The organism is Methylophaga muralis (assembly GCF_001720165.1).
Taxonomy (GTDB): Bacteria; Pseudomonadota; Gammaproteobacteria; order Nitrosococcales; family Methylophagaceae; genus Methylophaga; species Methylophaga muralis.
In genome coordinates this window covers 25,704-50,678 of sequence record NZ_MCRI01000009.1, presented here as the reverse complement: position 1 = coordinate 50,678, position 24,975 = coordinate 25,704, and the positions used below count along the sequence as shown (strand labels likewise).

Annotated in this window: 29 protein-coding genes and 2 pseudogenes; 24 read left to right on the top strand and 7 right to left on the bottom strand. The window is 45.2% G+C overall.

Annotated elements, in window-relative coordinates:
* Positions 1-84: 84 nt before the first annotated feature.
* From A9E74_RS05780 to A9E74_RS05730, 11 genes are all read left to right on the top strand, one after another.
* Positions 85-996, top strand: a complete 912-nt coding sequence (locus A9E74_RS05780) for an AAA family ATPase (RefSeq protein ID WP_069295694.1) — start codon at positions 85-87, stop codon at positions 994-996.
* The gene (locus tag A9E74_RS05775) at positions 996-1,964 is read left to right on the top strand and encodes a DUF58 domain-containing protein (RefSeq protein ID WP_245652074.1); all 969 of its coding nucleotides are present in this window, start codon (positions 996-998) and stop codon (positions 1,962-1,964) included. Before A9E74_RS05780 ends, A9E74_RS05775 begins: the two co-directional genes overlap by 1 nt.
* Complete coding sequence (locus A9E74_RS05770; protein WP_245652073.1) at positions 1,909-4,002, top strand: transglutaminase TgpA family protein; 2,094 nt, start codon at positions 1,909-1,911, stop codon at positions 4,000-4,002. The genes A9E74_RS05775 and A9E74_RS05770 overlap by 56 nt, the downstream gene beginning before the upstream one ends.
* Before the next feature lie 82 nt (positions 4,003-4,084).
* Complete coding sequence (locus tag A9E74_RS05765) at positions 4,085-4,822, top strand: tRNA threonylcarbamoyladenosine dehydratase (RefSeq protein ID WP_069295692.1); 738 nt, start codon at positions 4,085-4,087, stop codon at positions 4,820-4,822.
* Positions 4,815-5,315: a hypothetical protein gene (locus A9E74_RS05760; protein ID WP_176718905.1), complete on the top strand. Its 501-nt coding sequence runs from the start codon at positions 4,815-4,817 to the stop codon at positions 5,313-5,315. The genes A9E74_RS05765 and A9E74_RS05760 overlap by 8 nt, the downstream gene beginning before the upstream one ends.
* Before the next feature lie 276 nt (positions 5,316-5,591).
* A complete protein-coding gene (locus tag A9E74_RS05755; protein WP_069295690.1) occupies positions 5,592-6,146 on the top strand; it encodes a TMEM165/GDT1 family protein in 555 nt (184 codons plus the stop codon).
* A gap of 58 nt (positions 6,147-6,204) precedes the next feature.
* Positions 6,205-6,702 (top strand): aminoacyl-tRNA deacylase, encoded by a 498-nt coding sequence (locus A9E74_RS05750; protein WP_069295689.1) that lies wholly within the window; start codon positions 6,205-6,207, stop codon positions 6,700-6,702.
* Between the two features lie 156 nt (positions 6,703-6,858).
* On the top strand, positions 6,859-7,209 hold the full coding sequence (locus A9E74_RS05745) for an ArsR/SmtB family transcription factor (RefSeq protein WP_084002965.1): 351 nt from the start codon (positions 6,859-6,861) through the stop codon (positions 7,207-7,209).
* Positions 7,206-7,739, top strand: a complete 534-nt coding sequence (locus A9E74_RS05740) for a rhodanese-like domain-containing protein (RefSeq protein WP_069295688.1) — start codon at positions 7,206-7,208, stop codon at positions 7,737-7,739. The genes A9E74_RS05745 and A9E74_RS05740 overlap by 4 nt, the downstream gene beginning before the upstream one ends.
* Positions 7,740-7,744: 5 nt before the next feature.
* Positions 7,745-8,569 (top strand): sulfite exporter TauE/SafE family protein, encoded by an 825-nt coding sequence (locus A9E74_RS05735; protein ID WP_069295687.1) that lies wholly within the window; start codon positions 7,745-7,747, stop codon positions 8,567-8,569.
* A 15-nt stretch (positions 8,570-8,584) separates the two neighbouring features.
* Positions 8,585-9,280, top strand: a complete 696-nt coding sequence (locus tag A9E74_RS05730; RefSeq protein ID WP_069295686.1) for an MBL fold metallo-hydrolase — start codon at positions 8,585-8,587, stop codon at positions 9,278-9,280.
* Between the two features lie 4 nt (positions 9,281-9,284).
* On the opposite strand, the gene A9E74_RS05725 is transcribed toward A9E74_RS05730, so the two are convergent.
* On the bottom strand, positions 9,285-10,223 hold the full coding sequence (locus A9E74_RS05725; RefSeq protein ID WP_069295685.1) for a GGDEF domain-containing protein: 939 nt from the start codon (positions 10,221-10,223) through the stop codon (positions 9,285-9,287).
* Between the two features lie 83 nt (positions 10,224-10,306).
* Positions 10,307-11,688, bottom strand: a pseudogene (gene dbpA, locus A9E74_RS05720) (ATP-dependent RNA helicase DbpA).
* Between the two features lie 149 nt (positions 11,689-11,837).
* Between dbpA and A9E74_RS05715 the strand changes: the two are divergent.
* Positions 11,838-12,692: a hypothetical protein gene (locus tag A9E74_RS05715; RefSeq protein WP_069295684.1), complete on the top strand. Its 855-nt coding sequence runs from the start codon at positions 11,838-11,840 to the stop codon at positions 12,690-12,692.
* Positions 12,693-12,738: 46 nt separating this feature from the next.
* Here the strand turns inward: A9E74_RS05715 and A9E74_RS14700 are convergent, their stop codons facing one another.
* From A9E74_RS14700 to A9E74_RS05705, 4 genes are all read right to left on the bottom strand, one after another.
* Positions 12,739-13,503 carry a mechanosensitive ion channel domain-containing protein gene (locus tag A9E74_RS14700; protein WP_245652076.1) on the bottom strand — a complete coding sequence of 255 codons (765 nt, stop codon included), beginning with the start codon at positions 13,501-13,503 and terminating at the stop codon, positions 12,739-12,741.
* A 5-nt stretch (positions 13,504-13,508) separates the two neighbouring features.
* Entirely contained in the window at positions 13,509-14,486 is a 978-nt protein-coding gene (locus A9E74_RS14695; RefSeq protein WP_245652072.1) for a hypothetical protein, read from the bottom strand.
* 17 nt (positions 14,487-14,503) lie between these two features.
* Complete coding sequence (locus A9E74_RS14690; RefSeq protein WP_245652071.1) at positions 14,504-15,049, bottom strand: hypothetical protein; 546 nt, start codon at positions 15,047-15,049, stop codon at positions 14,504-14,506.
* A 154-nt stretch (positions 15,050-15,203) separates the two neighbouring features.
* Positions 15,204-15,698 (bottom strand): histidine phosphatase family protein, encoded by a 495-nt coding sequence (locus A9E74_RS05705; RefSeq protein ID WP_069295727.1) that lies wholly within the window; start codon positions 15,696-15,698, stop codon positions 15,204-15,206.
* A gap of 230 nt (positions 15,699-15,928) precedes the next feature.
* Here A9E74_RS05705 and A9E74_RS05700 point away from each other — a divergent pair, with 230 nt between their 5' ends.
* The 12 genes and pseudogenes from A9E74_RS05700 to A9E74_RS05645 all read left to right on the top strand — a co-directional run bounded on the left by A9E74_RS05700 (position 15,929) and on the right by A9E74_RS05645 (position 24,532).
* Complete coding sequence (locus A9E74_RS05700) at positions 15,929-16,624, top strand: DUF2238 domain-containing protein (protein ID WP_069295683.1); 696 nt, start codon at positions 15,929-15,931, stop codon at positions 16,622-16,624.
* Between the two features lie 119 nt (positions 16,625-16,743).
* Entirely contained in the window at positions 16,744-17,235 is a 492-nt protein-coding gene (locus A9E74_RS05695; RefSeq protein ID WP_245652070.1) for a hypothetical protein, read from the top strand.
* Between the two features lie 79 nt (positions 17,236-17,314).
* Positions 17,315-17,740 carry a RipA family octameric membrane protein gene (locus tag A9E74_RS05690; RefSeq protein WP_069295682.1) on the top strand — a complete coding sequence of 142 codons (426 nt, stop codon included), beginning with the start codon at positions 17,315-17,317 and terminating at the stop codon, positions 17,738-17,740.
* A 138-nt stretch (positions 17,741-17,878) separates the two neighbouring features.
* The gene (locus A9E74_RS05685) at positions 17,879-19,105 is read left to right on the top strand and encodes an MFS transporter (RefSeq protein ID WP_069295681.1); all 1,227 of its coding nucleotides are present in this window, start codon (positions 17,879-17,881) and stop codon (positions 19,103-19,105) included.
* Between the two features lie 61 nt (positions 19,106-19,166).
* On the top strand, positions 19,167-19,757 hold the full coding sequence (locus A9E74_RS05680; protein WP_069295680.1) for a DUF5610 domain-containing protein: 591 nt from the start codon (positions 19,167-19,169) through the stop codon (positions 19,755-19,757).
* A 139-nt stretch (positions 19,758-19,896) separates the two neighbouring features.
* Entirely contained in the window at positions 19,897-20,559 is a 663-nt protein-coding gene (locus A9E74_RS05675) for an SDR family oxidoreductase (protein WP_069295679.1), read from the top strand.
* A 25-nt stretch (positions 20,560-20,584) separates the two neighbouring features.
* Positions 20,585-21,810: pseudogene (locus A9E74_RS15055) on the top strand (RNA polymerase sigma factor).
* A gap of 109 nt (positions 21,811-21,919) precedes the next feature.
* The gene (locus A9E74_RS05665; RefSeq protein WP_069295678.1) at positions 21,920-22,357 is read left to right on the top strand and encodes a YybH family protein; all 438 of its coding nucleotides are present in this window, start codon (positions 21,920-21,922) and stop codon (positions 22,355-22,357) included.
* Between the two features lie 10 nt (positions 22,358-22,367).
* Positions 22,368-23,204: a YciI family protein gene (locus A9E74_RS05660; RefSeq protein WP_069295677.1), complete on the top strand. Its 837-nt coding sequence runs from the start codon at positions 22,368-22,370 to the stop codon at positions 23,202-23,204.
* Between the two features lies 1 nt (position 23,205).
* Positions 23,206-23,589 (top strand): YciI family protein, encoded by a 384-nt coding sequence (locus A9E74_RS05655; RefSeq protein ID WP_069295676.1) that lies wholly within the window; start codon positions 23,206-23,208, stop codon positions 23,587-23,589.
* 1 nt (position 23,590) lies between these two features.
* The gene (locus A9E74_RS05650) at positions 23,591-24,061 is read left to right on the top strand and encodes a VOC family protein (RefSeq protein ID WP_069295675.1); all 471 of its coding nucleotides are present in this window, start codon (positions 23,591-23,593) and stop codon (positions 24,059-24,061) included.
* 129 nt (positions 24,062-24,190) lie between these two features.
* Positions 24,191-24,532, top strand: a complete 342-nt coding sequence (locus tag A9E74_RS05645) for a zinc ribbon domain-containing protein YjdM (RefSeq protein WP_069295674.1) — start codon at positions 24,191-24,193, stop codon at positions 24,530-24,532.
* A gap of 57 nt (positions 24,533-24,589) precedes the next feature.
* On the opposite strand, the gene A9E74_RS05640 is transcribed toward A9E74_RS05645, so the two are convergent.
* Entirely contained in the window at positions 24,590-24,889 is a 300-nt protein-coding gene (locus A9E74_RS05640) for a DUF4282 domain-containing protein (RefSeq protein WP_245652067.1), read from the bottom strand.
* Positions 24,890-24,975 lie beyond the last annotated feature (86 nt).

Sequence of the window (24,975 nt, the reverse complement as noted above, 5' to 3'; positions counted from 1 at the left end):
TTAGCAAAAAGTGAAAAGAACCCAAATCAAATTAGCATGTCTATTCCGACATCAACAATAACCTAAATCAATACAGGATTTTCCATGACGCAAGGCAGCACGGACCGTATACTCCAAACAATTAATGCAGTGATACTGGGTAAACAACACGCCGTCAAACTGGCCTTATCCTGTCTGATTGCCCGCGGTCATTTATTGATTGAAGATTTGCCCGGTGTCGGTAAAACCACGCTGGCACATACGCTGGCCACCACATTAGGCTTACGTTTTCAGCGGGTACAATTCACCAGTGACATGCTGCCGGCGGATATTCTAGGAGTATCGATTTATGACCCTGAAAAACATCAATTCAGCTTTCATCGTGGACCGATTTTTACCCAGTTACTGTTAGCCGATGAAATTAACCGCGCCTCGCCTCGCACGCAAAGTGCCTTGCTGGAAGCGATGGAGGAGCAACAGGTCACTATTGAAGGTGAAAGCTACCCATTGGATGATCCGTTTTTTGTTATTGCCACCCAAAACCCCACTCATCAGATTGGCACCTTTCCATTACCGGAATCGCAACTGGACCGATTTCTGATGCGTATTCAAATCGGTTATCCCGATCATCATGCCGAACGTGCTTTATTGATTGGCGAAGATAGACGTCAAATGCTTAAACAGCTTACTGCTGACATTACCCCGGATGAATTGCTAGAGTTACAACTATCCGCCAGCAAAATAACATTGAGTGATGCGCTGATTGATTATGTGCAGGTGTTGTTAGCCTATACCCGACAAACGGGTCAGTTTTATAACGGTCTGTCCCCTCGGGCAGGGTTAGGTCTGATTCAAGCTGCCAGAGCCTGGGCCATGATCAGTGGCCGGGATTTTGTGATCCCCGAAGATGTGCAGGCGGTTTTTCCCAGTATCGTTCAACATCGTCTGCAAGCCCGCGAACATCTGCAATCGGCTGATTGGGCAATAGAGATCCTGCAGCAGGTCGCGATCCCCTAATGTTAATGTTGCGCCAATATTGGCAGCGCTGGCGACAACAGCAGCGTTATCGGGTATTTATTTTGCCCAGCCGTTATGGCATGAGTTACGCGATGTTAATTCTGGTGATGTTGCTGGGTGCCATTAATTACAACAACAGTCTTGGCCATTTACTCAGTTTTCTGTTGGTAGGTGTCGGCCATGTTGCCATGCATCACAGCTACCGCAATGTACGACAGCTGGATTATCAGCTGGGTCATGCTGAACCGGCATTTTGTAAACAAAACATTCTGTTGCCGATAACGTTTATCAACCAAAGCCAGCGCCCTATCCGGCAACTGGAAATGGCTTACCTGGCATCACCCTCAGCATCAAGTTGGTGGCCGTTTAAAAAGTTTTCCCGCTATGTTGCGTTTTATAAGGCCGCTTTAATTGCTGCAGATCACAACAGCCTGCATCTGCTACCAATCCCCACCCAGCAAAGAGGATGGCAAGAGTTAGGTCGGCTGCGACTGTCCAGCGTGTATCCGGTCGGCTTGTTATTCAGCTGGTTTTTTATTGATATTAATCAACGGGTTCTGGTTTACCCCAAACCGATCGGTAATAAACCTATGCCACTTCCCTCAGCGATGGAAACTGGTGTGGCTTTGCAACATCAGCAAGGCATTGATGATTTTGCCGGTTTTCATCGTTATCGTGAAGGCGATGCCAGACAACATATCGCCTGGAAAGCTCTGGCACGTGATGGCGTATTACGGACCAAACAGTTCAGCAGTCCCACCGGGCAGAGTCTGATGCTGCAGTGGCAGGATGTTGCTGATCTGCAGGATACCGAAGCCAAATTATCGCAATTAAGCCAGTGGATCCTCACCGCTGATGCCGCCGGATTGCAATACGGGCTGGTGATGCCCAATCACACCATTGATATCAGTCATGGTGAACAGCACCGGCATCAATGTCTGCAAGCTCTGGCATTGTATGGCGAGTAAAAAGCCGGTTATCGCTCCGTCACAAACGGCCATTCACTGGTTGATGGTGACATTGACGATTATCGCCATTCCGCATTTCTTCTATCAGCCACTCTGGGTCGCGTTGATATTCCTGTTAATGATGGGCTGGCGAGTCATGCATAGCTGGCGTGGTTGGTTGTTACCGGCTGATAAACGGCTGTTAAAAGTGCTGCATTCCATCAGCGCCGTACTGACCATCGTACTGGTGTTTTACAGTTATGGCATCACCATCGGCCGGGATGCAGGTGTCGCGCTATTAACCACCATGGCGGCCTTCAAAATTGTCGAAGTAAAAAGTCTGCGGGATTATTATCTGAGCTGCTTTATGGGGTTTTTCCTGGTCATCACCCATTTTTTCTTTAATCAAAGTATTCCAATCGTCATATTGATGTTGCTCAATGTTATCCTGCTGACCAGTTGTTTGATTACTGCCAACGAAACTGACAGCTCAGCCAAAAACCGTGTGAAACAGGCCAGCGTTATGGTGCTGCAAGCCACGCCATTAATGCTGCTGTTGTTTGTATTGTTTCCACGCATATCGGGTCCCATCTGGGGATTGCCCAATGATGCATTGGATATTCCCGACAGCCTGCCGGACAGTATGACCCTTGGCGAAGTGCCGCCCCGAAACAGCGCTATCAGTGGCATGTCTGATGACATTACCATCGGCAATATCAGCCAGCTGACTCAATCCGATGCTATTGCCTTTCGCGTCAAATTTGAGAATAACCAGTTTCCTGATCGGCAGAATCTGTATTGGCGTGGACCTGTGCTCTGGCATACCGATGGTAAACGTTGGCTGCCGCTTAATGACAATCAGAAAAGGCTGGATAAGCCCTTACAAATTCATGTCACTGGTGAATCAACGTCTTACAGTATCACCCTGGAACCACACGACAGGCGCTGGCTATTTGCTTTGGATTTCCCCACTACATATCCCACCACCATGCAGACCCAGCTCACCGCAGATGGTGAATTAAATAGCCGCGAAGCCATCAAGCAAAGGGTGCAATACCAATTAAGCTCACACAATCAATACCAATTTAACCCGGAAATGGATGGCTATTTGGGCTATGGGCTAAGTCTGCCGGATGATCGCCATCCACGCAGTCAGCGATTAGCCCGGGATTTGGTCGAAAAAAGTGAGTCCAGTGAAGCTTATATAGAGTCAGTATTGGATTATTTTCGCCAGCAAAACTTCAGCTATAGCCTGACACCGCCAGCCTTACGCGGCGATACCATTGATCAGTTTCTGTTTGAAACCAGACAGGGGTTTTGTGAACATTATGCAGCAAGTTTTACCGTATTAATGCGCGCTGCCGGTATTCCGGCCAGAATTGTCACCGGTTATCAAGGTGGCGATATCAACCCGGTCGATCAAATTCTCACTGTCCGCCAGCGTGATGCGCATGCCTGGACTGAAGTCTGGCTGCCAAATAAAGGTTGGATCAGAATTGATCCTACCTCTGCGGTATCAAGTAATCGGGTAGATTTTGGCATTGGTGATTTATTACCGGCTGAACGACGTTCCCCAAGAGCAATTGCCAATAACGATCGGCTGGTGGAAATGTGGCAGTCTGCGAAAAACAATTGGGATGCACTCAATAGTGCCTGGGATATGTGGGTTGTCAGTTACGGGCCGGAAAGACAACTTGATTTACTCAAAAAACTCGGCATGCATCAGCCGGATTGGCAAAAAATGATTAGCTGGCTGGCGCTAGGCATTGCGCTGATATTCAGTTGGATTGCCTGGACAACATTAAGATTGAAGTCTGTATCCCAAGATAAAGTGCAACGAATTTATCAACAGTTTTGTGCCAAGCTGGCCCGACTAGACATTGTGCGTCAGCCCAATGAAGGACCAGAAGATTTTGCACTTCGGGCGCAACAGGCCCTTCCGGCGTATCAACAACAGATTGCGACCATCAGTGAACTTTATCTGCATTCACGTTATCGCGGCGATGCCGTTGAAGAAGATTTCTTTGATTCAGTGAAGCAGTTTAAACCTCATCATTAACAGTTCAGTCAGCGCCTTTTGCCATTAGCGGATGGTTATCGGAAAATAGCCGGAATTAAATTTTTGTTGTTGAGGAAAACGAATGGCGCACAGCAATCCGCTTTTTGAGCGCACGCATATTTTGCTGGGAGACTCCGGTATTGAACGGCTACAGAACAGTCATGTTTTTCTGGCAGGCATGGGTGGAGTTGGCTCGTTTACCGCTGAAGCGCTGGCTCGTATGGGTGTTGGTAAAATGACTCTGGTGGATCATGATGTCGTATCAGCGTCGAATCTGAATCGGCAACTGGTAGCACTAAAATCAACGGTCGGTAAATTAAAAGTCGAAGTCATGGCAGAGCGGATCGCAGATATAAATCCGCAATGTGAACTGAACCTTATCACTGACTTTTTAACGCCGGAAACCATTCCCGACACGCTGAATCAAGGCTTTGACGTAATCATTGATGCGATTGACAGCATGAGCAGTAAAACCACATTACTGGAAACTGCATGGCGTAATCAGTTGCCGGTATTCTCCAGTATGGGTGCGGGCGGTAAACTTGATCCGACCCAAGTGCGTACCGGCGATTTAATGAATACGTCTATCTGTAAGCTCGCCAAACAATTACGTTCACATTTACGCAAGCGCGGTGTCGGTAAAGGTATCCAAACCGTTTATTCGCTGGAATACCCGTTACCACCATTGCCACCAGAGCCGGTCAGTCGTGGACGGGCCCGCGCTGTAAACGGCACGGTGAGTTATATGCCATCTATATTCGGCTTAACGCTGGCAGGTCTGGTAATTAATCATATTATTGGTGATGCCCGACGTGTCTGATCCGCAAAATGTGGTGAATTGCACAGCGTTCTATCAGCAACATCTGCAAAAACTGCTGCAGCCTTACGGTATTGAAATCAAACAGGTTGCTGAGCATGAAGCCATACCCGGCAGTTTTTTTGGTGAACGTGAAGCGGGACTGCTAGGCAATCAATTATTGCTGCGGCTTGATACGCCAGTACATTCGGCGTTACATGAAGCCGGGCACTATATCTGTATGGATGGTCAACGTCGTCTCAATTTAGATACGGATGCGGCCGGTGATTATGACGAAGAAAATGGCGTGTGTTATATGCAGATCTTACTCAGTGATTTTCTGCCTAAACTGGGTCGAGATCGGATGATGCTGGATATGGATAGTTGGGGTTATAGTTTCCGCCTCGGCAGCGCCAAAGCCTGGTTTGAACAGGATGCCGAAGACGCTCGTGAATGGCTGTTTTCACATCATATTATTGATGTAAACAATAAACCAACCTGGCAATTAAGACGTTAAAAAACATTTGATTGCAGAGTATTTGCAGCCTGCTTATAATGCCCCTGTCTTAGGGGAGTAGTCTACCCATCTTAAGGCCTGTTTATTTCCCATCAATGATGAGAGACAAACAGACCCTAGTGCGTGAATCTGTCAACATACTTGTGTCCTCAAGACACATGGCAGGTTCGTGTCATTCGCTAGAATGGCATTGGCAAGACCTGAGGCAAATAACAACTCCATAGGCGGGTAGTTGTTATTTGCCTTTGGTTTTTACCCCGCCTGAGTACCCAAATCATGGAAGCTTTTTTTGTCTCAACCACCACCGTTGCTCTGGCGGAAATCGGTGATAAAACCCAACTCCTTTCGTTATTCCTGGCCGCACGTTTCCGTGCCCCCATTCCCATCATTTTCGGCATCTTAGTCGCTACCCTGCTTAATCACGGTCTCTCAGCCTGGCTGGGTGTCTGGATCACTGAGTTTATTTCTCCGCAAACTGGACAATTACTGATCGGCATCAGTTTTATCGCTGTCGCGTTATGGATATTAATTCCCGATAAAGAAGAAGATGCTTCTTCAAAACTGAATCGTTATGGGGCATTTGTTGCGACGCTGGTATTATTTTTTCTGGCCGAGATTGGTGACAAAACGCAAATCGCCACCGTTATTCTGGCCGCCCAATACCAGCAGTTCTTTCTTGTTACATTGGGCACAACCATTGGCATGATGCTGGCAAATGTGCCAGTTGTATTATTCGGTAACCAGTTGATGCAAAAGTTACCACTAAATGCAGCGCGCTATGCGGCCAGTTCTGTCTTTATGGTTTTGGGGTTGCTTACTTTCATGTTTTGACAGTTTCAGTGATAAATCCTTACAGTAAATATTTTTGAATCAACTTGATGGAGAATCCATGAGCCAGACTATCAGCTCGCCAGTCACTGAATTATTAACTCAGCACGCTGTTACCTTCGAAGTGGTTGAAATACCACTAAGTGAAGATAAAAAACCAATCCGTAATCTGGAAGAGTTACTGTCTAGTCAGGGTCGTGATCCCAATTCCGTGGTTCGCAGTCTGTTATTTAAAACCGGTTCGGGTCTTTTTTGCCTGCTGGCAGTAGCCGGTGGTGGACGTGCCGATTGGGCTGCACTTCGTAAGCAACTTGGCGAGAAAAAACTGCGTATGGCTGAGTTTGATGAAGTCTCAGAAGCCACTGGTTATGTAGTCGGTGCCGTTCCTCCCATTGCTTTGCCTGAAACAGTTACGGTTTTAGCTGATAACAGTGCATTTCAATTCGATCAGGTGATTATTGGCAGTGGCGTTTTAGGCTATGCACTGGCATTAAGCGGCAATGATCTACAAAAAGTCATGTCAGACATACCCGTCAGCGAATTCGTAAAAATAGACTAAAACTTTAACAGCTGGCGCCCTGAACGCCAGCTTTCCTTTCAGTTGCCCCATTAATTATTCAGACATCAGCATTAAACATCATCAACTACTAATTTAGATCTATCTAATTTAGATAACACTGATATACTTGCTTCATATTTTTTGCAAGGACACACCATGAGCACAGCTCCCCAATCTTTTCCTGATATGCACGAGATGCAAACCCATGCCAAAAAAGCGGCTGATTTGCTGAAGCAAATGAGCAACGAGCACCGGCTGATGATCTTATGTGCATTGGGAAACCAGGAGCTGGCCGTCAGTGAAATAAATCATCTGGTACCGCTCAGTCAGTCAGCATTATCACAGCACCTTGCCAGTCTGCGTCATGCTGAATTAGTCAAAACACGCAAAGATTCGCAAACCGTCTATTACCGGCTTAATGGCGATGCCGCGCTGCGCATCATCGCCGTTTTGCAATCTCTGTACTGTCCTGAATATCAAACTTCTTCATGTGGAGAAAAATCATGAGTTATTCCATCGAAAAACCCAAATCTGTGTTTTTAAATAATACCCCCGCCGATCTATGCATTGTCGATGTCAGAACCACTGCCGAGCTAAAGGCAAAAGCTTTACCCAGCGCCATTCATTTGCCATTGCAGAGCTTCACCACGGAATCATTCCAACAGGTAATTAACCAGCAAACAACACAACCGGAAAAGATCTACCTGTTATGTCATTCAGGACGACGTGCCGAAACTGCCGCCAAACAGATTGATGGGCAAGTTTCCCAATCGTTAGTGGTGATTGAGGGCGGTATTCAGGCCGTTGAGAAGATGAATGCTGACTGGGTGATCACACAGGGAAAAGCTATTTCTATCGAACGCCAAGTTCGCATTGCTGCGGGAGGTTTGGTATTAGGCGGCGTAATTCTTGGATTTGCTGTGCATTCAGCCTGGTTTGCCTTGTCAGGATTTGTCGGCGCTGGTCTGATGTTTTCTGGTATTACCGATAGCTGTGCAATGGGCTTAATCATCGCAAAAATGCCCTGGAATAAATAATCTCGATGTTGCTGATAATTGGCATTGTGATTGGTTTATTGCTTGGCCTTACCGGGGCTGGTGGTTCAGTGTTTGCTGTGCCATTACTGATTATGCTGGGCGGCGTTTCAATCCATCAGGCCGTAACGTTATCGTTAGCTGCCGTTGCTGCGGTTACCTTGTATGGCAGTGCCCGAAATTTCAGTAATCAAACGATTTTATGGAAACCAGCTGCTTTATTAGCCGTTAGCGGAATGTTGGGGGCTCCGTTAGGACAAATGTTAGCCATCAGGTTAAGTGAGACGGTTCTGGTGACTGGATTTAGCCTGTTGGCAGTCATTATCGCTATTCGCATGTGGGTTTCAGCAACAACAATGCCGGAAGCCAGCAAAGTAGTTCGAAGCAGCCATCTATCATTGCAAAACGCCACCGGCGTGCTGTGTAAGTTTAGTCCGACCGGAGAATTTCAATTACGCCCACGCTGCATGAGTGGATTATTGCTGGGCGGCTTTTTGGTTGGCTTGTTATCCGGTTTATTTGGTGTGGGAGGCGGTTTTTTAATTATTCCGTTACTGCTGTTACTGAGCCAGGTCAGCATGATACAGGCCGTCAGTACATCTTTGATTGTTATCGCTGTGATCAGCAGTACAGGGTTTATTTCACATCTCACGTTTGGACAGATCAATTATCTCCCATTTGAATCACTGGCCTGGCTGATTACCGGAGGACTGGCCGGTATGTACGCGGGTCAACTTATCAGTCACAAAATAGCCAATGCCCTTTTACAAAAAATCTTTGCCATCGCCCTATTAATAATGGCCATAACGCTGTTTTTTCTGCATACAACATAGGAGCAAATCATCAGTATGTTATTCAGACAACTTTTTGAAAAAAACTCATCTACCTACAGTTATTTGATTGCAGATACCGATACCAAACAAGCTGTATTAATTGATCCGGTGATTGACGAAACGGAAAGCTATATACGCTTATTAAACGAATTTGGTTTAACGCTCAAAGTGGCGATGGATACGCATACTCATGCTGATCACATTACGGCGCTTGGCAAACTGCGTGAACTTACCGGGTGTGAAACCTATATGGGACAACAGGCAAATTCTTCATGTGCCAACGACAGTTTTCATGATGGCAGTGAAGTCGTGGTGGGGAAAATTGTGCTCACCGCCTTACACACGCCTGGACATACTGATGATTCTTACAGCTTTGTATTGAACCATGAAGGGCAACAATATCTGTTCACTGGCGATACTTTATTGATTCGTGGCACTGGTCGAACGGATTTTCAAAATGGCAGTGCCATAGATCAATACAACAGTCTGTTCGACAAGTTATTGAAATTTCCAGAGGAAACTTGGGTCTATCCGGCGCATGATTATAAAGGCTGGATGGTCAGCACCATCGGTGAAGAACGCCAACATAACCCGCGCTTACAAGTGAAAGATGTTATTGAATACAAAAAAATCATGGATAACCTGAATTTGCCCAATCCGAAAATGATGGATGTGGCTGTGCCAGCGAATCGCGCCTGCGGCAATCTTTGATTCGTTAAGCAGACTGAATGCAGTTGCGGCCTTTTTGCTTGGCCTGATAGAGCTGTTTATCTGCTCTATCGATCAATTCATTATGCTCATCATTTATCGATGGGATCATGGTACTGACTCCAAGACTGATGGTGAGCAATTGACTGACTTTTGAGCGGTCGTGAGGAATCTGTTTTTTGAAAAGTGCCTGCCGACAACGCTCTGCTATGGACCAGGCGGCATTATTATCTGTTTCCGGTAACAACATCACAAACTCTTCGCCACCAAAGCGTCCAAAAAAATCCCGGGATCGTGCGGCAACATTATTCAAGGTTGTAGCAACCTGCTTCAGACAATCATCACCCTGCAAATGACCATAACAATCGTTATATTCTTTGAAAAAATCGATATCAATAACGATCAATGACAAGGGCTGTTTATTCTGCCGAGCCTTAAGCCATTCGGTTTCAATAACATTATCAAACATTCGACGATTTGCTACACCGGTCAAGCCATCTTTGAAAGACAGTTCTTCCAACTCTTTTTGAAGCTTGAACAGTTCCTGTTCGGTTTTTTTACGCTCGGTGATATCAAACATAAACCCGATTAATGAATCTACTTGACCATTTTGTTTTCGCACCACATGGACTACATCACGGATCCACACATAGTCCCCGCTTTTGTTCAGGGCCCGATAATCTGCTTCGTGATCGATACCGGATTGAGACTGCGAAACACAATAATCGACTACCCACTGACGATCTTCAGGGTGCATTCGAGTCGCCCAGTCTTCAACTGTTTGCCAGCTAGCCGGTTCCCAGCCCAGCAATTCCTCAATCTGCGGACCGATATAGGTAAATTGCAATGTTGCCCAGTCAATTTTCCACGGAATCGCTTTGGTCGATTCCAGCAGAGTTTTGTAAACATCGTTTACTGTAGGGACATCGTTTATCAAGTCAGTCATAGCAAAACTCGTTAAGGATTTAACTCAAAGGGTATCTGTTTTCATTATCAAATCAAGGACTACAAACTAAATCCTCACAAAGTTTAACGAATCTTTCGAGCGCGAATAGCACGGCCTTTGACTTTGCCATCCGCCAGATAATTCATTGCCTGACGCAAGGCTGATTTGCTTACCGCTACATAACTCGACATATCAAAGATATCAATTTTGCCAATATCGGCTCCGTCCAAACCCGCATCGCCAGTCAAGGCACCCAGAATATCCCCGGGACGAAGTTTGTTTTTACGGCCTGCATCTAGCTGTATGGTCACCATTTCGGCTTCAAGGGTAAAACTATCATCACGATCCAGCGAAGCTGGCACATCACAGCGACATGGTTTCTTCTGATATTTCTCAATCGCCAGCATGCGTGCACTTCAGCTTCGGCCACCAGACTCATTGCCAAGCCAGACTCCCCTGCCCGACCAGTTCGACCAATACGATGGATATACACTTCCGGATCACGTGGTAATTCATAATTGATCACCATTTCAATCGCTTTGATATCCAGACCGCGTGCGGCCACATCAGTAGCAACTAATACCGGACAGCTCTGATTGGCGAAGCGAACTAAAACCTGATCCCGTTCACGTTGTTCCAAATCACCATGAATCGGCTGAGCATCGATTTTTTTATTTCTTAGCATCTCAGCGACTTCATCACATTGTATTTTGGTGTGGCAGAACACAATGGCATTCTTAGGTTTATAGTGCTGAAATAACATGATCAAAGCATTGTTACGTTCATTTTTTTTGATTTCATAAAACAGCTGATCAATAACCGTTTGCTGGTGTTGTGACTCAACAGTAATTCTTGTCGGTTCCCGCTGAATAGTGCGACTGATCTGTTTGATACCGTCGGGAAACGTCGCGGAAAACAGTAAGGTTTGTCTGGAGCTTGGCGTCTGACCAATGATTTCCTGCATCGCATCAACAAAGCCCATATCCAACATGCGATCAGCTTCATCCAGCACCACGGTTTTGACTTTATTCAATTTGAGTGTGGATTTTTTAAGGTGATCCTGAATTCGCCCCGGTGTACCAACGACGATATGTGCGCCGTATTCTAATGACGCAATTTGTGGACCCAGAGGTTTACCACCACATAACATCACCAGTTTAAGATTCGGTATACCACGACCCAGACGACGTAATTCTTTACCGACCTGATCGGCTAGCTCTCGGGTTGGACAAATAATCAGCGCTTGAACAGCAAAGAAATCCGGTTGGATGTTTTGTAACAGACCAATACCAAAGGCAGCCGTTTTACCACTGCCGGTTTTGGCTTGAGCAATGACATCCTTGCCTTGCAGAATTAACGGCAGGCTTTGTGCCTGGACAGCAGTCATTTGCTTATAACCAAGTGAATCAAGAACGGCCAGTTGTTCAGCAGGTAAATTTAACGATGAAAAATCAGTAGCAGACATGGGGAGCTTTAAAGAAGGAAAGAAAGCGAGCATGATACCAAAAAGCTCGCTGAAACATTGCTTTACCTGAGTTTCGATCTCTGGCATTGAACCAACTATCTGACGGATAGTCTGATTTGCATCAGCCAGCCAATTGCGAGGTAATGGCTATGTCATTATTAAAAACTCTGTTTATCCCTCTATTTACCACCATACTGCTGGCCGGTTTAATGGTTTTAATGCCAAGCCAAACCAGTTATGCAGATGTGTCGGTCAATGTGCAACTCGGCCAGAATCTGCATCATCGACCTCATTCTGGTTTCTCAGGTCACCGCCATTATCGCCATCCCTCAGCTGGTATTACGGGCCATCGTTCTTTTGGACTGGATCCGCGACTGAATCGTCATCGCTACCCCATGTACAAACCTCACTATCGGCATTACGACACCACCCGGCCACGCCATCGCTCAGGTTATTACGGCTATCGAGGCAGTAACATCACCATCGTAGCGCCACTAATTTACTCACAAAGTTATCAAACCGTTGCTCCAGTCAGAAGCTATGCCAGTAGTCGACCTAATGTGGTGACACAAACGAACGCTCTACCCCGTCATGCCATTGCGGATGGTTGGGAAGCGTTATCGCGTTATGAAGCAGCTAATGCCATCAACGCTTTTAAAGCACAATCGAGTAAAAATCCCCATGCTTCTCTGCCACAAATTGGCTTCGCCTTGGCGACGGCATTACAAGGAGAACCGGAGAAGGCTGTTTGGGCATTAGATTTAGCTTTAAAGGCTGATACTCGTGAATTGCGTTATTTCAGCGCCGACCCCGGTTTGCAATTGGTGTTCGATGATCTGTTGGATAATTATCAAAATGCCCCGTTGATGACCGCCACGCTGCTGTATTTAAAACAGGATTACCAGGCAGCTGATTCCGCTTTGCAAAAGGCTCTAAATGAATGTGATAACTGTACCGGCCCGCGCAATATGCAACACCTGATTCGGCAACGCATCAGTGGTTAGATAAAAAAACACCCTGCTGCTCTCAGCAGGGTGCTTCAATTAAAGCCTAATGCTCTTCGTCAAAATCTTCTTTATCTTTGGGATTGGCTTTTGAAGATTTTGAGTTATCTGTTTTTTCAGGTTTCTGTTCAAGCTGAATAGCTTGGTCAGAACCGCCCACCATTTTTAATGGGGCCGGCGGTGCCGAACCATCTTTATCCTGTCCAAAGTAAATGGTCATATGCGGGAATGGGATTTCGATTCCTGCCGCATCCAGATGCTGCTTGACCAAGCGGTTATAAGCACGGCCAACACCCCATTGGGTACCCGGCAATGTTTTGATTCTTACCCGAATATTCACCGAGCTATCCGCCAAGGCTGTCACGCCATGCACTTCCAGTTCATCCACCAGAATTTTTTCACGCTGCTCCGGATCCGCCATCAACTCTGCAAATGCTTCGCGCAGATGCACAATCACTTGATCAGTATCCTCACGATAGGCAACACCGTACTCACCCACATGGTAGGCAAATTCACGCATAAAGTTGGACACGGTATCAACTGATGAAAACGGAATCATGTGATAAGTACCGGACAAATCACGTAAGCCTAACGAACGAATAGTGAGTTTTTCAGCGGTACCGGTAATGCCACTAGCAGTGACAATATCACCGGTATTAATGGCATTTTCCATTTGAATAAACACACCAGTAATCACATCCTGCACCAGTTTCTGGGCACCAAAACCTATTGCCAGACCCAGTACACCGGCACCAGCCAATAACGGTCCGATATTGACGCCAATCTCTGCCAGCACAATCATCACCGTCATGATAATCAAGCTATTGCCGCTGCATTACGGAAAATCGTCAGTAATGTCTTGGCTCTGGCCGTAGGCAATTGGGTTTCATCATTAGGATTAAGACGATGTTCAATCCAGCTGGCTAAGCCGATCCAGATTGCCATTGCACCAAGCAGGATCGCCGCAACACTAATGACTGTGCCGATAGTATGCATCCCCGCATCGGAAGCCAGCCATGCCGAAAGACTGAAAATACCCCAGGCATCCAGAATCACGGCTGCAACAATAATGACTAACAAAATTCGCAGAGTTTTATAAATGTTTGGCACGAAACCATTGACCCGCTCTTCCAGCAAAGGAAAACGCATCCGTAAATCATCGGAAACATGCACTGGACGGCCAATGGTTTTGGCCATGAATTTTGCCACTACACCACCAATTACTAATGCCAGAATGGTCTGGAACGTAGCTTTTAGCATCATCGGCAAAGCATCTTCCGGACGCAATAGCAAGGTGGTAGCTAACACGGCAAAATACACAATACCCAAAACATGCCAGCTTCGCGCCAGGATGCCAAGACTGACACGGGAAAAACTAAACGTAGCCTGTTGGGCATGGAATAACAATCGCTGTTTAACTGAAATGCGGTTTTGCATGATGACCACAACCGCATAAATAAAGGCACTTAATACCACCAGCACGCTTACTAATTGCCCCACCACAGGGTTAATGTTCAGGTTAACTAATGGCACTACCAGTAACATGCCATAACCAATGAAGTTGGTCAGACGTGTCAACCAGATATGCCAGTAGGTTGCACTTTCTGCTGAGATTGGCAACAAACGTAAAGCATCATCACGACCGGCAAATACCGTGCGTAATATCACTTTGAAAATTTCAATTGCTAAAAACGCATTTAGAAACAACGACTGACTGACATTCATCTCACCGTTGCTGCCAATGGCAAACAATGCCACGGCATAACCGGCTACCCAGGCCAAAGCAACCGTCAATAAATCAACTACGGCTGCTAATAAGATGGCACTGATTTTTCGAAAACCGGATACTCTCCATCCGCTTCCGCCCAGTTATTGGCTCGTCGAAAGGCGTGACGAGCTAAACTACGCAGCACATAAAACATTAATAATGTGCTGGCAATGACCATTAACAGCATGAAAATCTCATCCAGCATATGCTGCAGGTCAAATGTACTTTCGTCTCCTGAACCAATAGAAGATAAGGCTGAAAATCCTGCGCCAATTGTCGAAACAATCTCCTGAGCAATTGATTGGGTTTTATTAGCAATCTGCCTGGCAAAAGTAGGTTGAGCCACTAAGTTGACTGATTCAGCATCTTGCTCCATTGTTCCAGCTGCCGCAGCCAAATCACGTAATTCAGCAATGAGTTTTTCTCGCGATTGCTCGTTTTCCAGTGTATCGGCCAATGCCGAATAATGTGCCTGGTTATTTGTTGTGGCAGTAGTTTCAGCAACAACGATTTCCGTCGCACTGATGCTTAATAACAATGTTGTCAGCAGAAATAAGCTGAACTTCCATTTCAAATCAAAAATCCTCACGATGCCGAGATCTCCTCTATTTGATTGTTTATATCTGATTGTCGGCCATACAGGCTTGAAGATAATGCAGGTAGTTTTTTACAGAATAGCGATGATTTCAGAGACTAGACTGATAATGATGTCCCTTTTAATGACTCTAACAGGCCTTAAGGGTTCATTGCAAAATTGATATGACCTCAATATCTCCAGTCACATTGACTCCAACTATCAAACCTTCACCGGAAGACATGAATGTGTCTAACAGACCAGAAATATTGACTTGATGAGTGATATAGATGCGCGGCTTATCGGTTTTATACTCCACAATATGTGCCTGCCAGTCTTGCAGAAACTGGTCTTTCAAACCTCGATTGATTGGATGAAAAAATGAATTCAAAGCCTGCAGTTTTTGTGGTGAACCAAAGCCTAATAATTCAGCTGTTTCAAGACAACGACACCATTCACTGGAAAACACTTCTGCCTCTTTAACACCCATTTGCCGCAGTTTATTGCCCATCTCGATGGCTTGCTGACGACCTTGCTCAGACAAATTTCGTTGGGTCTGACAATTTTTCAGTTCAAACCCTTCAGGGTCGCCTACACCAGGCGCAAGTGCATGCCGGAAAATAATGATTTGATCGGCAATAACCTGCGTAGGCAAAAATATCATAAGAAAAATTAACCGCTGAAAAGTCGAAAACATCCTGCAGGGCACCTGTCATTTGATTGCCAAATTGAGATTATTGCTGAACAACCTTAAGTTATAGGAATCTCAATGTCTGATTCCTGTCAGACCTAGGGTATATTGGCCTTTTAGAGTTGCCTCTTTACGTGCTTTGAAAGATCAATAAAACCTAGACAGTTGATAACTGAATTAATTGCGAATACTCCGGAGCCTCTATGCCCAGTAAATCCATGCCACGAAGACTCACACTGGTATTACAGTTTCTGTTATTTGTCGGGCTTGCCGGGGCAATTTGGGAACAACAATGGCTAAATGCCGTTATTACCACTGGCATCATTATCATTACCCTATTTCCCATATTGTTAGCCAAAAAGTTTAATGTGCATGTACCTTCGGTATTTCAGTTAATGGCTATCGGCTTTATCTTTGCGTCGATTTTTTTAGGCGAAGTTCATGGTTATTACACCAAGTTTTGGTGGTGGGATATTGCCTTACATACTACTTCCGGATTTTTGCTTGGCATCACCGGTTTTCTTTTAGTCTATTTGATGAACGAAAATGACAGCATCCATATGCATATGCAACCAGGTTTCGTGGCATTTTTTGCTTTCATGTTTGCTCTGGGTATGGGGGCATTATGGGAAATATTTGAATTCTCAATGGATCAGATTTTCGGCACTAATATGCAAAAGCCCATGTTCAGTGATGACTCCGGATTAACTGACACAATGTATGACCTAATCGTTGATGCAATTGGAGCTTTGATTATTTCCGTGCTTGGATATGGTTATTTAAAAAAGGCTGAGGCTAAATCTTTTCTCGAACGCTGGATCTGGGCATTTATTGTTAGAAATCCACGATTCTTCAATAAAAATAAAAAATCAAAGCCAGAATCCAATTTACCAGACTAAATTCACTATCTGGGATATCTTCCTTAATAAATCAGGACGAACTCTGATGTGCTTTTAGCCATAGGGATCTACTATGCCCAATGGTTGCCGTTCTCCGGCAAAACACTATTGGAGTCTTTATGTTTGTTCGAACCGTCTCATTTTCATCTTTAAAGTTAATCCTCTGTTTGTCTTTTATGTTCTTACTGGCGGGATGTGACCAAGAGAATGCCCCACAAATGGATGCCGTGGCGGTTGTTGATGAAACATCAATTCCATTATGGCTGGACGGACAAGTAGAAATGTCTCCACAGGAATGGTTAGTGAAACGCAGCCATGCTGAAGTGACCGATGAAAAAGCGGAAATTGAACGTACCGCAGAATTGCTGGTTATCGCGGCTGACCGGTTTGATGAAAGTCACCGAATGATTGCTAACCGGGCAGCTCAACTGGAAGATATGCTGCTAGAACATCGCATTACTGAAACCGCGGTAGATCGATTGGAATGGTTCACCAAACTTCCAACCTTACAGACTCCGCATAGCTTCTCGGCACTTTGTCAGTACTATTACAACTTGCGCACCCAAGGTAAAACTGAAGACGAAATTATTCAAAATCTGCTGCGTATTTAACCATTTGTTATAAATCTATTTATTGGAATAGATTTAGGATTAAAATCGACACTGAAAACTTGTCATGAGGGGCGCATTGATGAGTAAAACCGACCAGGTGTTAGACAAGACTGAAAAAGATCAACAGTTTTACTACGATCTTACAAAATTTGAAGTACAGGCTATCGCCCAACGTAATCAGATTTTACTAGTGTTTCAATCGATTCTATTTACCGCTCTGAGTTTATCGGCTGGTAAGGATATTTTTTATCCGGCTTGGGTGGTTATAGTGCTTGGCCTGGCCATTTCACTGTTATGGCTCTATTTGAATGCGTTGACCTATGTAGTTGAAAATGAAAGCATGCAACGTCTGATAGATGTTGATAAGCGAGTCGAAAGCGTTTTTGAGGTCCGTAAAAAATACTTTTTACTGCGTAAAGGCAGTGTTTCCCTAATTATGAGTTTTGCCTTTCCAACATTGATGCTACTGGCCTGGCTTACTCTATTACTGTTTTATATTTTATAGATAATGCTGATTCAACCTTGGCCCTGATTCGCCTGAAACATTGAGCTAATCTATGATTTTCTCTATTGAGCTTTTAGATTAATTAGGCTCTAACACCTCTATCGGTGCCACCTACTCCAACTTTAAAACCCGGAATTTATGTCTTCTCCTCAAGCAAACAATTATTTCAGTTTGATTCGTAACCAGTTTGGTCTGTTGGCCATTGGATTTGTCGCGCTGTTTACCGGCAATCTTGGACAAAGTTTTTTTATCGGTCTATTTCAGGCAGATATTGCGAACTCATTAAATTTATCAACTGGCGAATTTGGTGCCGTATATGCCGCGCTTACTATGGCGAGTGGTTTTTTGGTATTACATTACGGCCAGAAATTGGATTGGATTGCTCCCCGCCGCTATGCCTTGTTGGTTCTGACAGCATTACTTAGCGGCGTTATTTTATTGACGACTTCGCCTTGGTTGATTCCCGCGGTTATCGGCTTGGGTTTGGTTCGATTGTGCGGCCAAGGTTTGATGACGCATTTTGGGAGCACGTTGGCCGGGCGTGAATTTACCATCAATCGTGGTCGGGCTCTGGGCTTGGTCAGTCTGGGTATGCCATTGGGTGAAATTATCTTAGCGCCAATAATCGCTTTATTGATTGGCTGGTTGAGCTGGCAGCAAATCTGGTGGGCAGTAGCGGCGGTTATTTTTTTGATTTGGCTGTTGTTATTGTTTATGGCGCCTTGGCCCGAGGCACCGGAAATCAAACGAGACAGTAGCGGCAACAAAATTAAAGGCCCCAACCCCATGCTGGAAAAAAGGTTTTGGCTGATTATTCCACTGACCATGGCGTTGCCCGTCACGCTAACTGGTATTTTTATTTTCCAGGCACAAATGACAATGGATTTAAATGCCTCCACAACAGCCTATGCGTTGGGCTTAACGGCGATGGGTATTGCTCGTTTTCCCGGTTCATTATTAGGTGGTCGTTGGGTTGATGAATGGGGCGTAGCGTTGTTGGCAAGACTCTATTTAATCCCTTTTGCGTTATCGATCATTCTGGCGGTTTTGATCGGTGGTAATGCTGGCATTCTAATTTTAATGATCGGAGCCGGTATTTCCCTTGGCATGTCTTCGCCAGTGGTTGATAGTTTGCTAGTTGTGCTATGGGGACGAGAACATCTGGGCCGGGTACGCAGTGTCAAATCAGCCTTTATGGTGTTTTCCACGGGTCTGGCTCCTGCTGTTTTAGGTTTTTTAATTGATGGTGGTGTGCAATTTGAGGCCATCCTAATGGGAATGCTGGTATTTATGGTTATCGGCTGGTGCTTGGCCTTGGCACCAATTCGCGAAGCAGAGAAAGCTTTCAGCGATGCTGCAAATTAAAATTAAAGTCCATATTTAGCGCGCCGCTAACCTTAGTGTAGTTCCATTTGAGGACAATAATATGACTATTAATACTGCCCCGTTCGGCCAAACCGTCAGCTCAATGGCAAAGGATACCGTCAATAAGCAGGATGTTCCCTTGGGCCAGCAGATTTCCGCTATGGCGCAGGACAAAAAGTTTTCTGTTGCCGATTCCAACAGTGAGCTAAACCTGTCTATTCTAAAAGTGTCGTTCAACATCAGTGAAGCTAATGGCGATGGTGCGATGGCTTTGCTGTACAAAACCGCTTTGGAAGGTATCAATGATTCTTTAAAAGCCGAGTTTGGTGATAATGCTATTCAAAAAGCCTACGACCAAGGTATTGATGTATCGCCGGAAGCCACCTCGGAACGTATCGTGCAAATGAGCACCGCATTTTTTGATGCCTATTACAGCACCCGGCAGAATATGTCACTTGATGAAGCTCTGGAATCATTTGTAAAAGTCATTGGCGGTGGTATCGATCAGGGCTTTAAAGAAGCTCGTGACATTCTCAGTGGATTGAATGTGTTGCAAGGTGATATCGCCAGCAATATCGATAAAACCTACGATTTAGTTCAGCAAGGTTTACAGTCCTTTTTGCAAAATTACCAGTCTTCACGCGAAGCTTAAAAAGCTTTTACCGCCATCCATTATGGGTGGCGGTACATCCCATCCCCATTTTCCCCCTCTTGAGTTCTGCCTGATACTCGTCATACTCTGTTTTATTAATTTGCTAGTTCATTCCTTGTCTTAGACAAAGGAGATAGAGATGGATAAAACACTTGTGATCGGTGCTAATGGTCAAATCGGCAAGCTATTAATTCAAATGATGACTGAGCAAAAACTGCCCGTTAAAGCTATGCTCCGCAAAGCAGAACAAGCTGCCGAATTTGAAAAAATGGGTGCTGAAGTTGTGATAGCCGATCTGGAAGCCGACTTGCCAGATGCAGCATTTGCCGATTGTGACAAGGTTGTATTTACAGCCGGTTCAGGTGGTAAAACCGGTGCCGATAAAACCATCCTGGTGGATTTATGGGGAGCCTGTAAAGTAATTGACAAGGCAAAACGACATAACATTATGCAATTTGTTATGGTCAGCTCCCGCGATGCAGGCGATCCCGAACACGGCACGCCAGCTATCAAGCATTACAACATCTGCAAACATTTCGCCGATAAACACCTTATTGAAAGCCATCTGCCCTATACCATTCTGCGCCCCGGCAAATTAACCGATGGCCCATTAACCGGCACAATCACCACCACTCGCCCAACAGATCAAGAACAACAATTTATCTCTCGTGCAGATGTTGCAGCCTGCATTTTGCAATGCCTGGATCATTCGGAAACGGTGAATCAAATTGAAGAGTTATATCAGGGTGACATGCCGATTCAGCAAGCTTTTATAAAATCTGTAAAAGGTCGGTTGGGTTAATTAAAACCCGTTTTCAAGTGCACATATGAAACCGTTGCTCGATCAAATTTATCACACAGGGTCACGGCAGATTCTTAGTACATTAATCCGCTTGCTGGGTGATTTTGATTTGGCCGAAGAAGCCATGCAGGAGGCCTTTGCAATTGCACTGCAGAAATGGGAAGTCGATGGTGTTCCAGATAATCCGCGTGCCTGGCTGATATCCACGGCTCGTTTCAAGGCCATTGATCAAATACGCCGACAGGCACGTTTTGATTATTCTATTGATACCATCACTGACGAACTGGCCGCAGAAGATACCTTGCTGGATGAGCAGCAGATTGAAGATGATCAATTAAGACTGATATTCACCTGTTGTCATCCGGCATTGGCCGAAGAAGCTCGATTGGCAATGACGTTACGTGAAGTCTGTGGCATGACCACCGAAGAAGTCGCCCGGGCTTTTCTGCAGAAACCAACCACTATTGCCCAACGAATTGTCCGCGCCAAAAATAAAATCCGTGAAGCAGCGATTCCTTATGAAGTGCCAACAGCAGAACAACTGCCTGAACGACTACAATCCGTATTACAGGTCATTTACCTGGTATTCAATGAGGGCTACTCCGCCAGCAATGGTGATCTGCTGGTTAAACATGATTTGGCGAGCGAAGCTATCCGCTTGGCAGATTATTACAACAATTGTTACCAGAACCGGAAGTAACGGGCTTGTTGGCATTGATGTTGTTGCAAGACTCAAGACGACACGCACGGGTGGATGCCAATGGCGAACTGATTACACTGGAAGATCAGAACCGTGATTTATGGGATCAACAACAGATTGAGCAAGGCTGCGAGCTGGTGCTTCTGGCTTTGACAAACCAACGATTTGGCCCGTTTACCATACAGGCTGCTATTGCTGCTGTGCATGCAGAAGCCAAGTCCTTTGAGCAGACCGATTGGCAACAGATAGTGGGGCTCTATGATGCGTTATTGCAATACAACGATTCACCCGTTATCAGATTGAATCAGGCAGTGGCGACCGCGATGTTCGAAGGACCGGAAGTTGGCTTAAGCCTCATCGAAGTATTGCTGACGCAGGGAGAACTTAATCACTATCATCTGATTTATGCCGCCAAAGCTGACTTATGTCGACGTCTGCAACAGTACGATACGGCACGATTCGCTTATCAGCAGGCGCTTGCGTTAACTCAACAAGTCCCTGAACAGCGTTTTCTGCAACGGCGGTTAGCTGAACTTCCCTCTCCGTCCTAAAGTTAAAATCAGTTTTATTCAAAAATTATTCCCTTGCTGTCGATTTAGTCATTTTTTATTCGACTACTTAATAAGGCCAACCTATGAGCCTTTTAAACAGGAGAGATAAATGAACGCGAAAACTGAAGTTGAACAACAACTGGAAAACTGGAAACAGGCTGTTCTCAGCCAGAACCTTGAAAAAATCATGACTTATTATGCTGAAGATGTCCGGGCATTTGATGCGATTGCTGAACTGCAATTTACCAATCGCAGCAAGTATCAGACGCACTGGCAACACTGCTTACAGATGTGCAGCATGACTAAATTTGAAATCGGCCAGATTGATATCAAAGTCGATGGCGATCTGGCAGTGTGTTTTTTTCTCAATCAATGTGGTGGTATTGATGAAAAAACCGGCGAAGAACAGGTCGGTTGGGTTCGGGGCACTCAGGTTTATCAGAAAAATGCCGGTAAATGGCTGATTGTGCATGAGCATTTTTCATTGCCCTTTGATATGACAACCGGCACCGCCATGTTCCATCTGACACCCGAAACATCATGGTAAGGAGACCAAAATGAAATTTATGATTTTACGCAAGGCCGATAAAGATACCGAAAATGCCGTAATGCCCAGTGAAGCTTTATTATCCGCGATGGGTGACTACAATATACAACTGGCGCAGGCAGGCATCTTACGAGCCGGTGAAGGTTTAAAACCGTCTGCGGAAGGAGCCCGTATTAAATTTCAACAAGGCAAGCCAATCGTCACTGATGGTCCGTTTACCGAAACCAAAGAATTATTGGCTGGCTTTACCATTATTGAAGTCAACTCAAAACAGGAAGCACTGGATTGGGCCAAACGCTGGCCGGTTGAAGATGCTGATGGCAATGTTGAATTGGAACTCAGACAGCTTTATGAAATGAGCGATTTTGCTGATGGCCCGGGGCTACAGAAACATATTGAACTTGACCAAAAACTGCGGAAACAACCGCTATCCAATAGCACTTATCTGTTATTTGATGGCAACTGCCGTGAAGCTTTTGAGTTTTATGCCGAAGTGTTGGGTGGAGATATTGTCATGATGATGACCGGAGGTGAATCACCGATGGCGGATGAAATGCCTGCCGAGTTCACTGACAAGGTTATGCATGTCTCTCTCCAAGTCGGCAATTGGATGTTAATGGGATCGGATTGCCCTCCTGGTATGTTTGAAAAGCCGCAAGGTTTTCATGTACAGATTGCCTTTGAAGATGAACAGCAGGCAGAAACCACTTTTAATCAACTGACCGAAGGCGGCATGGTGCAAATGCCTTTTGAGCCTACATTCTGGGCAAAACGGTTTGGCATGCTGGTAGACCGTTTTGGCACACCATGGATGATTAATTGCGGTCAATGTATTGAAGGAGCTTGAGATGAAATATCTGGCACTCGTTTATTATCAGGAAAATATTATGAACGCGATGTCCCAACAGGAATGGGACAACCTGAATCAGGAATGCATGGCCTGTGGTGAAAAACTGCAAAGCAGTGGTCATATGCTGGATGGTTCAGCGTTGCAGTCGGTCGAAACGGCCACGACTGTTCGCGTCCGCAATGGCAAAGTGACAGTGACCGATGGGCCTTTTGCTGAAACCAAAGAACAACTGGCCGGATTTTATCTGCTGGAAGCGCGGGATATTAACGAAGCCATTCAATTGGCCGGCAATATTCCCCCCGCCAGATACGGCAGCATTGAAATTCGCCCCGTGCGTGAATTGCAGACTGAACACAATAGCAGCGGTGGCAAAGGAAACTGATATGCAAAAGATCAGGCCCTGTTTATGGTTTAACGACAATGCTCAGCAAGCCGTTGAGTTTTATCTTTCGGTTTTTGGTGGTGAAGAAATTGATCGCCTGTATTACAACAGTGCCGGCCCGGGTCCTGAAGGTTCGGTGCTATCGATCACTTTTCAGATTGAAGGGCAGCAATTTATTGCGTTGAATGGCGGGGCTGATGTGGCCTTTAATCATGCGATGTCATTGTTAGTAAGCTGTGAGAATCAAACTGAAATCGACCTACTTTGGGATAGATTGCTGGTCAATGGCGGCAGGATATTGCAATGCGGTTGGGTTCAGGATCAATTTGGTGTGTGCTGGCAGATTGTACCGACGATGCTGGATAAAATGTTGCAGGATAAACAGCGTGCTCCGGCAGTAATGTCTACATTACTGACAATGAATAAGTTGAACGTTTTTCAGCTGGAACAGGCTTACAAGCAAGCCAAATAACATTTTTTCGTAATGACCTGGCAACCTTTACTTAGAGAATGGTTTTAATGTTTTATAGCTCATTTATCAGCAAAAAACTGCCTGCTGGCGTACTATAGCGCGCTATGTCAACGCAGTCTGAGGTTTGAAATGAGCAATTTACCCAATTGTCCGAAGTGTGATTCCGAATATACCTACAAAGATGGAAGTATCCTGATTTGTCCGGAATGTTCTTATGAATGGTCGGCAGATACGGCGACAGACAATGGTGAAAGTTCAGATGAGATTCATGATGCCAATGGCAATGTTTTACAGGATGGCGATACCGTAACAGTTATCAAAGATCTGAAAGTGAAAGGTTCTTCGCTAGTGGTAAAAGTCGGAACCAAGGTCAAAAACATTCGTCTGGTTGACGGCGATCACGATATTGATTGCAAGATTGATGGCATTGGTGCGATGAAACTTAAATCGCAGTTTGTTAAGAAAGTCTAAGAAGTCGACACTCGCATTAGTCAAAAAGGGCTCTAAACGAGCCCTTTTTTGTGGGAATTATTTATCCGCTACTTTTTTCATGTTTTCATTGATTTTGAATAGTACGATTAGCAGTTCACACCAGATACGTGCACCCACAGCACCTGCAAGCATGGTAAATATTCCCATAAGGAAACTACCAAAACCACCAGAGAACATCATTCCGATGCCTGAAACCACTACCGCTACTAACAACAACCAGTAAACCAACGTAATGATTTTTGGCGTTAACATCGAATCAAAAAACAGAATATCTCTCACTTCTTTCTCTCCTAGATAAATCAGTGGATGCAGTATTAGGGCTTGTTTATCTTTCATCTCCGCCTCTGTTGTGAGCTGAAAAAGTATCAATCAAGGCACGAAGAGCGCCTTTTAGTTGTTCTAAATAAGCGACGAGCAACGCA

Excerpts from the sequence above, each read along its gene's own strand:
- A9E74_RS05780 (WP_069295694.1), top strand. The coding sequence starts at position 85 with ATGACGCAAGGCAGCACGGACCGTATACTCCAAACAATTAATGCAGTG.
- A9E74_RS05775 (WP_245652074.1), top strand. The coding sequence starts at position 996 with ATGTTAATGTTGCGCCAATATTGGCAGCGCTGGCGACAACAGCAGCGT.
- A9E74_RS05770 (WP_245652073.1), top strand. The coding sequence starts at position 1,909 with ATGGTGAACAGCACCGGCATCAATGTCTGCAAGCTCTGGCATTGTATG.
- A9E74_RS05765 (WP_069295692.1), top strand. The coding sequence starts at position 4,085 with ATGGCGCACAGCAATCCGCTTTTTGAGCGCACGCATATTTTGCTGGGA.
- A9E74_RS05755 (WP_069295690.1), top strand. The coding sequence starts at position 5,592 with ATGGAAGCTTTTTTTGTCTCAACCACCACCGTTGCTCTGGCGGAAATC.
- A9E74_RS05750 (WP_069295689.1), top strand. The coding sequence starts at position 6,205 with ATGAGCCAGACTATCAGCTCGCCAGTCACTGAATTATTAACTCAGCAC.
- A9E74_RS05745 (WP_084002965.1), top strand. The coding sequence starts at position 6,859 with ATGAGCACAGCTCCCCAATCTTTTCCTGATATGCACGAGATGCAAACC.
- A9E74_RS05740 (WP_069295688.1), top strand. The coding sequence starts at position 7,206 with ATGAGTTATTCCATCGAAAAACCCAAATCTGTGTTTTTAAATAATACC.
- A9E74_RS05735 (WP_069295687.1), top strand. The coding sequence starts at position 7,745 with ATGTTGCTGATAATTGGCATTGTGATTGGTTTATTGCTTGGCCTTACC.
- A9E74_RS05730 (WP_069295686.1), top strand. The coding sequence starts at position 8,585 with ATGTTATTCAGACAACTTTTTGAAAAAAACTCATCTACCTACAGTTAT.
- A9E74_RS05725 (WP_069295685.1), bottom strand. The coding sequence starts at position 10,223 with ATGACTGACTTGATAAACGATGTCCCTACAGTAAACGATGTTTACAAA.
- A9E74_RS05715 (WP_069295684.1), top strand. The coding sequence starts at position 11,838 with ATGTCATTATTAAAAACTCTGTTTATCCCTCTATTTACCACCATACTG.
- A9E74_RS14700 (WP_245652076.1), bottom strand. The coding sequence starts at position 13,503 with ATGACGGTGATGATTGTGCTGGCAGAGATTGGCGTCAATATCGGACCG.
- A9E74_RS05705 (WP_069295727.1), bottom strand. The coding sequence starts at position 15,698 with ATGATATTTTTGCCTACGCAGGTTATTGCCGATCAAATCATTATTTTC.
- A9E74_RS05700 (WP_069295683.1), top strand. The coding sequence starts at position 15,929 with ATGCCCAGTAAATCCATGCCACGAAGACTCACACTGGTATTACAGTTT.
- A9E74_RS05695 (WP_245652070.1), top strand. The coding sequence starts at position 16,744 with ATGTTTGTTCGAACCGTCTCATTTTCATCTTTAAAGTTAATCCTCTGT.
- A9E74_RS05690 (WP_069295682.1), top strand. The coding sequence starts at position 17,315 with ATGAGTAAAACCGACCAGGTGTTAGACAAGACTGAAAAAGATCAACAG.
- A9E74_RS05685 (WP_069295681.1), top strand. The coding sequence starts at position 17,879 with ATGTCTTCTCCTCAAGCAAACAATTATTTCAGTTTGATTCGTAACCAG.
- A9E74_RS05680 (WP_069295680.1), top strand. The coding sequence starts at position 19,167 with ATGACTATTAATACTGCCCCGTTCGGCCAAACCGTCAGCTCAATGGCA.
- A9E74_RS05675 (WP_069295679.1), top strand. The coding sequence starts at position 19,897 with ATGGATAAAACACTTGTGATCGGTGCTAATGGTCAAATCGGCAAGCTA.
- A9E74_RS05665 (WP_069295678.1), top strand. The coding sequence starts at position 21,920 with ATGAACGCGAAAACTGAAGTTGAACAACAACTGGAAAACTGGAAACAG.
- A9E74_RS05660 (WP_069295677.1), top strand. The coding sequence starts at position 22,368 with ATGAAATTTATGATTTTACGCAAGGCCGATAAAGATACCGAAAATGCC.
- A9E74_RS05655 (WP_069295676.1), top strand. The coding sequence starts at position 23,206 with ATGAAATATCTGGCACTCGTTTATTATCAGGAAAATATTATGAACGCG.
- A9E74_RS05650 (WP_069295675.1), top strand. The coding sequence starts at position 23,591 with ATGCAAAAGATCAGGCCCTGTTTATGGTTTAACGACAATGCTCAGCAA.
- A9E74_RS05645 (WP_069295674.1), top strand. The coding sequence starts at position 24,191 with ATGAGCAATTTACCCAATTGTCCGAAGTGTGATTCCGAATATACCTAC.
- A9E74_RS05640 (WP_245652067.1), bottom strand. The coding sequence starts at position 24,889 with ATGAAAGATAAACAAGCCCTAATACTGCATCCACTGATTTATCTAGGA.